Annotated in this window: 9 protein-coding genes; 7 read left to right on the top strand and 2 right to left on the bottom strand. The window is 45.0% G+C overall.

What is annotated here, in order from left to right:
* Positions 1 to 43 precede the first annotated feature (43 nt).
* Positions 44 to 250 (bottom strand): DUF433 domain-containing protein, encoded by a 207-nt coding sequence (locus tag F6K37_RS25685; RefSeq protein ID WP_008185444.1) that lies wholly within the window; start codon positions 248 to 250, stop codon positions 44 to 46.
* A 1,057-nt stretch (positions 251 to 1,307) separates the two neighbouring features.
* Between F6K37_RS25685 and psbQ the strand changes: the two genes are divergently transcribed.
* The 6 genes from psbQ (at position 1,308) to F6K37_RS25655 (ending at position 6,653) form a co-directional block, all read left to right on the top strand.
* Positions 1,308 to 1,808 (top strand): photosystem II protein PsbQ, encoded by a 501-nt coding sequence (gene psbQ / locus F6K37_RS25680; RefSeq protein WP_287253071.1) that lies wholly within the window; start codon positions 1,308 to 1,310, stop codon positions 1,806 to 1,808.
* Between the two features lie 18 nt (positions 1,809 to 1,826).
* Entirely contained in the window at positions 1,827 to 2,963 is a 1,137-nt protein-coding gene (locus F6K37_RS25675; RefSeq protein WP_008185439.1) for an NAD(P)/FAD-dependent oxidoreductase, read from the top strand.
* A gap of 243 nt (positions 2,964 to 3,206) precedes the next feature.
* Positions 3,207 to 3,923 carry a hypothetical protein gene (locus F6K37_RS25670; protein ID WP_287253068.1) on the top strand — a complete coding sequence of 239 codons (717 nt, stop codon included), beginning with the start codon at positions 3,207 to 3,209 and terminating at the stop codon, positions 3,921 to 3,923.
* 29 nt (positions 3,924 to 3,952) lie between these two features.
* Positions 3,953 to 4,783: a biotin--[acetyl-CoA-carboxylase] ligase gene (locus tag F6K37_RS25665; RefSeq protein ID WP_008185433.1), complete on the top strand. Its 831-nt coding sequence runs from the start codon at positions 3,953 to 3,955 to the stop codon at positions 4,781 to 4,783.
* A 96-nt stretch (positions 4,784 to 4,879) separates the two neighbouring features.
* Positions 4,880 to 5,149 (top strand): hypothetical protein, encoded by a 270-nt coding sequence (locus tag F6K37_RS25660; RefSeq protein ID WP_131827241.1) that lies wholly within the window; start codon positions 4,880 to 4,882, stop codon positions 5,147 to 5,149.
* 10 nt (positions 5,150 to 5,159) lie between these two features.
* On the top strand, positions 5,160 to 6,653 hold the full coding sequence (locus F6K37_RS25655) for a M23 family metallopeptidase (RefSeq protein ID WP_008185431.1): 1,494 nt from the start codon (positions 5,160 to 5,162) through the stop codon (positions 6,651 to 6,653).
* Between the two features lie 129 nt (positions 6,654 to 6,782).
* Here the strand turns inward: F6K37_RS25655 and F6K37_RS25650 are convergent, their stop codons facing one another.
* Positions 6,783 to 7,748, bottom strand: a complete 966-nt coding sequence (locus F6K37_RS25650; RefSeq protein WP_008185429.1) for a GDP-mannose 4,6-dehydratase — start codon at positions 7,746 to 7,748, stop codon at positions 6,783 to 6,785.
* A 701-nt stretch (positions 7,749 to 8,449) separates the two neighbouring features.
* Here F6K37_RS25650 and F6K37_RS25645 point away from each other — a divergent pair.
* Positions 8,450 to 8,581 (top strand): hypothetical protein, encoded by a 132-nt coding sequence (locus F6K37_RS25645; protein WP_287253063.1) that lies wholly within the window; start codon positions 8,450 to 8,452, stop codon positions 8,579 to 8,581.
* Positions 8,582 to 8,618 lie beyond the last annotated feature (37 nt).

Raw genomic sequence — 8,618 nt, 5'->3', positions numbered from 1 at the left:
GTTTCTAAGACGCAAAGCTTGAATTTTTCAGTATCCGTGGCAATTAAACGATGTCGCGATCAGCAGCAAATTCTAGGCAAGCTTTAATGTCTGTTTCGGTCAATTCTGGAAAGTCATCGACAATTTCGGCGTGAGACATACCAGCTGCTAGCCAGCCTAAAACGTCATCAACTGTTATGCGCATCTGTCGAATACAAGGTTTACCACCTCGCTTATCCGCTTCGGTGGTAATAATATTGCGATCGCTCATTGGAGTTTTAGGGAGTAGGGAGTAGGGAGTAGGGAGTAGGGAGTAGGGAGTAGGGAAGAGTAGAAAAGAGAGCCAAAGATTTTTTAGTACTATAAATCACATTTTGTTTTATGATAGCTTGGTAGAATATCTTGTGATCAGGGTTGGCGAATTTATTTCATCATTACTTAGCTTAAGCCTTAGTCAATATTTCCATCAGTAACGATTGCTGAACTAGTAATATAGTCTTATTTGACTTGATTTTAATTAAAACTAAAAATCCGTCATGATCGAGAAATTAATAATTGTTATCCCAATTATTAGCTTTTACCATGATACCAATCAATTTGATATTCTCAACTTCAAACCAATTCTAATTTTTGTATAAACTTGTTAATCTGACATTTATACAGCTCAGATACAAGCTTGAGAAAGGCAAACAGCAGTCAGTAGCTTCTACCTGAGCAGCTCGTGAATTAATTAGTATGTCGCCAACCAAGATCTTGCTGAAAGTAGTGCTTGGGTTGGTAAGCTTTGATGCAATCAGTGGTCAAGGTGCCCTATTGGGTATTAAACTTTTCGTTTGATGTGACCAATATTGGGTTATAGTACTTGACCAAAAATTTTGGGTTTAAAGCCCCGTTATTATAGGACGGCTTTTAAGTAAAGTGTGATAGAATAAACATGTAGCCTAGTACAGGCAGGATTCGTCGGTACTGCCAATTTAAAACAACGACGTAAAGCGATACTAGTACACGAGGAGCGCGCATACCTCGCCAAAACGCATGGATATTAACAGATACCGAAACCCCAGTAAAATAAAATTTTAAAACTAAACGTACCGTGGGGCACACGGGAACGGGGGAGACCCAACGCTTAGGGAGATAAGCCCACGCTCGTTTAGTTAAATTAGGCTCGATATGCGCGTTTTTAAACGGGTATTTGGCTTAAGTACTGCCTTTGCTGGATAACTAATTTTAGCGATGCAGCGCGGTCTTGGGGGTTTCCCCCATGAGCGACTGCATCAAGACAAGGCGTGTCGTAGAACTAAGAATCCCCGCTCATAAGCTGGCGGGGAGTGTCAAGAACCTTAAGTAGTTTTCCCGAGAGGTTGGCTAGCGAACAAACAATGATGATGAGAAGTTATCGGTCTATTCTGACTGTGATTCTGGCAATGGTGATGACCTTTTTGGTCAGCTGTGGTAGCCCAAGTGCCACCACCGCTCCTACCTACACCCCTGAAAAAATTGCCCAAATCCAGACAAGTGCTACTAGAGTGCTTGAGCTTCGCGAGAAAATGCCAGTTCTCGAAGCCAACATTCAAGACGAAAACTGGGTAGATATTAGTTCATTTATCCATGGTCCGTTAGGAGATCTAGGGCGCAGCAGTAACTATCTGACTGGTCAACTTCTTCCCAAAGACCAGAAAGCAGCCAAGCAAGCGGCTGAAGTATTGTTGAAATCTTTGGTGAAAATTGATGAAGCTTCTGTAGAGCGCAACTCCCAGCTAGCACTCAAAAACTACGAAGCAGCGCTGAAAAACTTTGATGACTTTTTGGAACTAATTCCCACTAGTTAAAAAGTTATCGATAAAATTGTGAGTAAAGTCGCTATTATTGGATGCGGTATCGTTGGAGCAGCGATCGCATATGAACTTAGTCGGGTAAATGGGCTAAGTATCACTGTGCTCGACCAGCATCTGCCAGCACAAGGCTCTACTGGTGCTGCTTTAGGGGTACTGATGGGTGCCATTAGTAAAAAAGTCAAGGGTAGGGCGTGGCAGCTGCGACAAGTCAGTATCCAGCGCTATCAGACCCTGATTCCTGAATTAGAGGCACTCACGGGATACCAGATTCCAGTCAATCGCAACGGTATCTTGAAGCTGTGTTTGCCTGGAGAGGACTTGGCCTCTTGGGAAAAACTAGTACAAACTCGCCTCACCCAAGGTTGGCAATTAGAAATTTGGGATGTTCCCCAAGTTAAGCACCGTTGCCCTCAGCTGAGTCAAGATAAATTTATTGCTGGAATCTATTCTCCCCAAGACCTACAAATTGATCCAACTGCCCTAACCCAAGTATTAGTGGCTGGTGCTGAGGCCAATGGGGTTAGGTTTAATTTTGGAATCACAGTTAAAGGCTTTGAATCCATAGGTTCCGATCTCAACAATTCTCTCAATTGCTCCCAAATCTCTACTGATTCTGGAACCCTAGAGATAGATTGGCTAGTAGTGGCTGCTGGGTTGGGTTCATCTGGGCTGATTAAGATGCTCCAACCACAAGACTTGCAAGTTAGTCGAGATCTGCCTCTGACTCTCAAACCAGTACTGGGACAAGGAGTAAAATTGCGGCTGCCACAGCCCATGGGATATGAAGATTTTCAGCCAGTGATTACTCGTGATGATGTTCATATTTTGCCAGTAGGTAAGCAAGACTACTGGGTGGGCGCAACAGTTGAGTTTCCCGATGATGCAGGTAATGTAGAAGCACAACCAGCCTTACTGGAGGTGGTCAGACAGAATGCGATCGCATTTTGCCCTGCTCTAGCCACAGCAGAAATTATCCACACATGGTACGGGTTACGCCCTCGTCCAGAAGGACGACCTGCCCCTGTTATTGATCAACTGCCTGGTTACAATAATGTTTGGCTAGCAACAGGTCATTATCGCAATGGTGTACTCCTTGCTCCGGCTACCGCACAAATAATTCGGGAAGAAATTATTGACTCAGGAAAATAGCTAGAGGTGCGACCCGTGGCGAATTTAATAATTAGATGCGGAAAGCGCACCTATTGTTTTTGTTGAGAGTTACTATTGAGATTTAACAGTTAACCGTCAATCGTCAAAAAACAGCGATCAATTAAAATATATAGGTTAAATGTTCATTAACTGATCAACTAATTGTTTTGTAGGAGGCGCGGCGCAACCTCTCAGGTTTAACCCCAATGGGGTGTCAGGGGAGTATCCAGCCGTGAATTTTTGATGAAATCTCGATGGTTAATCACGAGTTTGCTGATGGTGCTGATGAGCTGTAGCCCGTCGCCTACTCCATCAACTAAGAAAACACCGGTTTCCCAACCGATGCCAAGCCCGCCTAATTTAGAGGACACATCTAAATCTGGCAGTTCAAAGTCCACAACCAAACTGTCTCCACCGGCATCAGATGCCTTTACTATCTCTGCTAAAGGAATTGGACCGGCTAAGTTGGGAATGACCTTGGGACAGCTGAAACAATCCCTAGGGGATAAGGCAAAATTTGAGGTGAAGTCACCGTTTATTGTCGATTTCGATGCGATCGCAGTTATCCAATCAGGACAACCCCAATACTATATTCTTTACCCGATGGGAACACCTATGGGTAATTCAACCGTAATGGAAGCGTTATTCACCACAAATCCTAACTATCGCACCACCAAAGGTGTTGGCCCTGGCACACCCCTCAAACTAGCTGAGCAAACTTACGGTGATGCTACCTTGTCCTTTAACTATGCCAGCGAGTCTCGGGAATACGTCAATTTTGCCAACCTATCGGAAGATATAGCCTTTCGCATGGGAGTAGCCGTCAATGATACTAATAATCAGTTTTCTGGCCTTTATGCTTCACCATTGAAAGAATATAACCAAACCCAGAACTATCGCGACTCAGCGACAATTAAATCTCTAGAAGTCTATTGCCGAGATAAATGTCCTTCACGCTAGATAATCATTTACGTGAGCTTATCATTTAAATGAATAAAAGCTCATTTAATCAACAAGCGTTTGAAATTGCTCTGGAAGCAGTAAGGGAACAGTTGCCCCTCAACTCCCCAGCCATGGGGCAATTTCCACCAATTCCTCTACAGGTCTTTGACACTCTCCCATCCACTAACCAAACCCTTTGGGAATTGCTCAACCAAGGTGCAACAGTTCCCACCATGGTTATTGCTGGGCAACAGACAGCAGGGCGGGGACAGTGGGGACGACAATGGCAATCTCCAAAAGGTGGACTCTACTTATCCTTAGCTTTAGCTCCCAAGTTACAGGCATTGGACAGCGCCCAGCTAAGCATGTGTAGTGCTTGGGGAATTGCTACAGCTTTGAGAGCTTACGCTATGCCTGTGTCTCTGAAGTGGCCAAATGACCTACTACTTAAGGGACGCAAACTCGGAGGTATTCTAACAGAAACCCGTGTCAAACAGGGTCAAATTACCAAAGCCGTTGTGGGTGTCGGAATTAACTGGAGCAATGAAGTGCCGGAATCTGGCATCAATTTGCGCTCATTTTGGCAACCCGAGTCCTATGCCACTGTGACTTCTATAGAAATGCTGGCTGCGATTGTTTTACAAGGACTACTGTCCGGATATCAACTCTGGTCAGAGGAAGGAATGAATAGTTTGCTACCACGATATCTAGCGCTATTCAATTATCAAGGAAGCCAGGTCATGGTAGAAGGAAATCCAGGCATCATAACAGGGGTAACCCCTAGGGGCGAACTGCGAGTGCATCTACACGATACTCCGACCCCAAAAGAAATTTTGCTCAAGCCCGGTACAATCAGTCTTGGCTATCGTAGTTGTTGAGAACTCTTACGGTTAAGGGTCAAATGTTAAGCATCAACTAATCAACAAAACAGGAATTATGGCGTTGCTTAATAATGGAATGATTTTAATAGTTTTGTGGAATGGGCATCTTGCCCGTTCCTGACGGTGCGCACCTATAGCGAATTTAATTCGCCAACGGTCGCACCTGTGGCATGGGCATCTTGCCGTGGCATGGGCATCTTGCCGTGGCATGGGCATCTTGCCGTGGCATGGGCATCTTGCCCGTTACAGTTTCCGGGCGGGCAGGATGCCCACTCTACTCCTATTCATTCCAAGACTGACGCAACGCCGGAATTATGGCTGATGGCTGAGCCGAGCGAGTATAACTGTGTAGTAATTATTTAGTGAGTCGTAAATGACCAAAGAAAACTCCCCTGGTAGCACCCTGTATAGCATTTTCTACCGATGCCCAAAACTCATCCATGGACTGAGTGTGATGAGTAGTATTGGTGTCCTCAGCAGCGGTATGGTTGTGGCCAAAACTCAGTCACCCATAGAAGCTGTATCAGTCAACACCACTACCAAATCTATAACGGAAGCAGCATTTGATCCAACTCTTATTGCTGCTTTGCCTAAACCTACACCCCCAAGCTCCTTTGCTGTGCCAGCTGTGCCAGTGGCCAAACCAGCCCCAGCAAAAGCTGCTTCAAAACCAGTAGCAGCAACCAAGGTCACTAAACCCATTGCCCCACGAGCACCAAAAGTTGCCCGGAAATCAGTAGCTCCCTCGGTGCCTATCCAGGTTAAGAAACCGATTGCTCCACCAGCTAGGAAATCTGTCCGGACAAAAGCGATCGCAGTCAAACGAGTACAGCGTAGAACCCAATTCTCTGTACCAGCTAAAGCCACTGTCGCCAAGCCACCGAAAGTCAAGCTCAATCCAGTAGCATTACAGCCTAGAGTTCCAAAAACCGCTGCTAAAAATAGCTATATTGACCGCACAAACTACAATGTTGGTGCCACTAAACGGTACACTCGCCCCTCGGCAGTTGTTTTAACTGAACGGTCAAGGGGTTGTCGGACTGTAGCCAGAAATGGGCAACTCAGGGGGAATTGTGGTGTTGCCCCGAGGCGTCAACCAATTGCTATCTCTGGAAGTAGACGGAACCGTAGAGTAACTCAATTACCCAGACCACGAGTAATTAGTACTCAAACTGCTAGATATAATCCGGTTCGACCAGTCAGATATAATTCATATAATTCAGTTCAACCGGTCAGATTTAATCGAGTCAAACCTGCCAAGAGTCGTCCAGCTAAATGGGTTCCTCGTGGGATTAGCGTTGCTCGGCGGAATCGGTCTGTCAGGAAACTTCCTACAGCCTTAGCCTACTACAATCTCACCCAACGACCCTTAGGACTGGCCAATTTCAGGCAATCCAGCTTTGTGTTCCCCGTAACGATTCCTTCTGCCATTAGCTCCCTATTCGGCTGGCGGACTCATCCGATTTCCGGTAATCGCCGTTTCCACGCTGGTACAGATATAGCAGCACCCCTAGGTACTCCAGTTGTTGCTGCCGCTGATGGTGAAGTAGTAACAGCTGACTTCTTAGGTGGCTACGGTTTGACCGTTATGGTGCGCCATGAGGAAGGTACCCAAGAAAGCCGCTACGCTCACCTATCAGAAATCTTTGTCCAACCTGGGGAATGGGTACAAAAAGGAACTGTAATTGGGCGGGTTGGCAGCACCGGTAATTCTACTGGTCCCCACCTACACTTTGAATGGCGGCATGCCACTCCCCAAGGCTGGGTAGCAGTGGATGCTGGCTCCCATTTGAAGTATTCTTTAGGTCAACTAGTCCAAGCCCTACAGGTAGCCCAAAATACCTCCTTTTCCCTACGAGGATTTTAGGCTGGTGATCGGGTGATCGGGTGATGGGGTGATCGGGTGATGGGGTAATGGGGACAGAGTTATATCAGCAGCACCAGTTATATCACCGTCTCAGTCCCCAGTCCCTTTTTCCCCTTTACCCTTTACCCTTTACTTAGACAAACTCTCCAACCGAGCTTCCACCATCATTCGCACCACATCCGGCATTTTGTATTGGGCTTGCCAGCCTAACTTATCCCTTGCCTTAGCTGGGTTAGATTTCCCTAAAGCCAAATCAGTCGGTCGGAATAAGTTGCTATCGGTCACCACATGCTCTTGCCAGTCCAAGTCAACTGTAGCAAACGCCGTTGCCACGAAATCTTCTAATTTATAACTCTCCCCTGTCGCTATTACATAATCATCTGGCTGGTCTTGCTGTAGCATTAAATACATTCCTTCAACATATTCAGGAGCCCAACCCCAGTCACGCTGAATTGCCATATTGCCCAAACGAAGCTTCTCTTGACTACCGTTAGCAATCCGACAAGCAGCACTAACAATTTTTTGGGTCACAAATCGTTCTGGTCGTAGGGGAGACTCATGATTAAATAAAATACCAGAGCAGGCAAATAACCCATAGGCTTCACGGTAGTTAGCTACTTCCCAAAACGCTGCTGCTTTAGCAACACCATAGGGACTTCTGGGACGAAAGGGAGTCTGTTCATCAGCGGCTTGTTCTCCAGTATCCCCAAAGCACTCACTAGAACCAGCGTTATAGAGTTTAATGGGAGCACCAGTAAAGCGAATTGCCTCTAGTAAATTAATCGTGCCAGTCGCTATGCTTTCTAGGGTTTCTACTGGTTGTCCAAAAGACAAACCCACTGAACTTTGCCCCGCCAAGTTGTAGACTTCATAGGGTTGGAATTTCGTCAGCACTTGCAAGACACTACGAAAATCCGTCAGTGTCATTGATTCCAACTTAACTTGGTCTCGGATACCCAAATACACCAAGTTCCTAAAGGAGGACATTTGAGCATCCCGTGACGTGCCACACACAGTATAGCCTTTGTCTAAGAGCAATTTTGCTAAATAGGCTCCATCCTGACCAGATACTCCACAAACCAGTGCCTTTTTCATTAACTTTTCTCAGGAAATAAACGATTCATGTCATGTTAATATTAACTATCCATGTTAGATATCATGAATCGAAGTGTACACTATAATAAAGAACAATAATGCTAATTGATAGCCCTGAGCGACAGTCTTTTAAATTTAGTTAATTATCCTAGATTGTCGAGAATTATGGCTAAGGCTAAGTTGTTTAGGGATATAAATAGGGATAGATATAAATAGAGATAAAAATTAACGTTACGTTCGTCAAACTATAAACCGGAGGCAAGAGCTAAAAATAGAGATAATTAAGTTGATTACCTAGGTGAATTACCCCATAACTTCAAACATCACTTATAATTATTTTGATTATAACTATGGTAAAACTATTTTGTTGATACTGTTTTCGTAAATTTTTATTTACTGTAACCTTTTCCCGACAACGGCGACAAATTATCTTGTGTTATTAAATAACTTTGGTTCTATTTTAAATCGTCACCAAAAAAAAATAAGACCCCCTTCTGTCTTGATGAATAGCAAACTACTAGTCAAGTATAACCTGCTGACTTAGAGTTGGCAAAGGGGAACAGATTGGTGTCAGTGCTATTATGTGGGTATTAAGAATTAAGTATGACTAATTACTTATAGCAGCAGTTGGTCAGATGGGGAACTTTCCAGCTACGAGTATCCTCTAAGTAGAACAAACCGATATAGCGCTTTTTCTCCTCATGAGGTACACATATTTTTTTCCCTCTTCCCTGCTCCCTGCTCCCTGCTCCCTGCTCCCTGCTCCCTGCTCCCTGCTCCCTGCTCCCTGCTCCCTGCTCCCTGCTCCCTGCTCCCTGCTCCCTGCTCCCTAAAACAAAAAAAATTGTACCTTACTAGATTAAAAACCGC

Source organism: Moorena sp. SIO4E2 (assembly GCF_010671945.1).
Taxonomy (GTDB): Bacteria; Cyanobacteriota; Cyanobacteriia; order Cyanobacteriales; family Coleofasciculaceae; genus Moorena; species Moorena producens.
Note: the sequence above shows the minus strand (reverse complement) of the source record. Positions and strands in the feature narration are given on the sequence as shown.

Bases quoted from the DNA above. Each gene is read 5' to 3' on its own strand.
- F6K37_RS25685 (WP_008185444.1), bottom strand. From the start codon at position 250: ATGAGCGATCGCAATATTATTACCACCGAAGCGGATAAGCGAGGTGGT.
- F6K37_RS25665 (WP_008185433.1), top strand. From the start codon at position 3,953: ATGAATAAAAGCTCATTTAATCAACAAGCGTTTGAAATTGCTCTGGAA.
- F6K37_RS25645 (WP_287253063.1), top strand. From the start codon at position 8,450: ATGAGGTACACATATTTTTTTCCCTCTTCCCTGCTCCCTGCTCCCTGC.
- F6K37_RS25650 (WP_008185429.1), bottom strand. From the start codon at position 7,748: ATGAAAAAGGCACTGGTTTGTGGAGTATCTGGTCAGGATGGAGCCTAT.
- F6K37_RS25670 (WP_287253068.1), top strand. From the start codon at position 3,207: ATGAAATCTCGATGGTTAATCACGAGTTTGCTGATGGTGCTGATGAGC.
- F6K37_RS25655 (WP_008185431.1), top strand. From the start codon at position 5,160: ATGACCAAAGAAAACTCCCCTGGTAGCACCCTGTATAGCATTTTCTAC.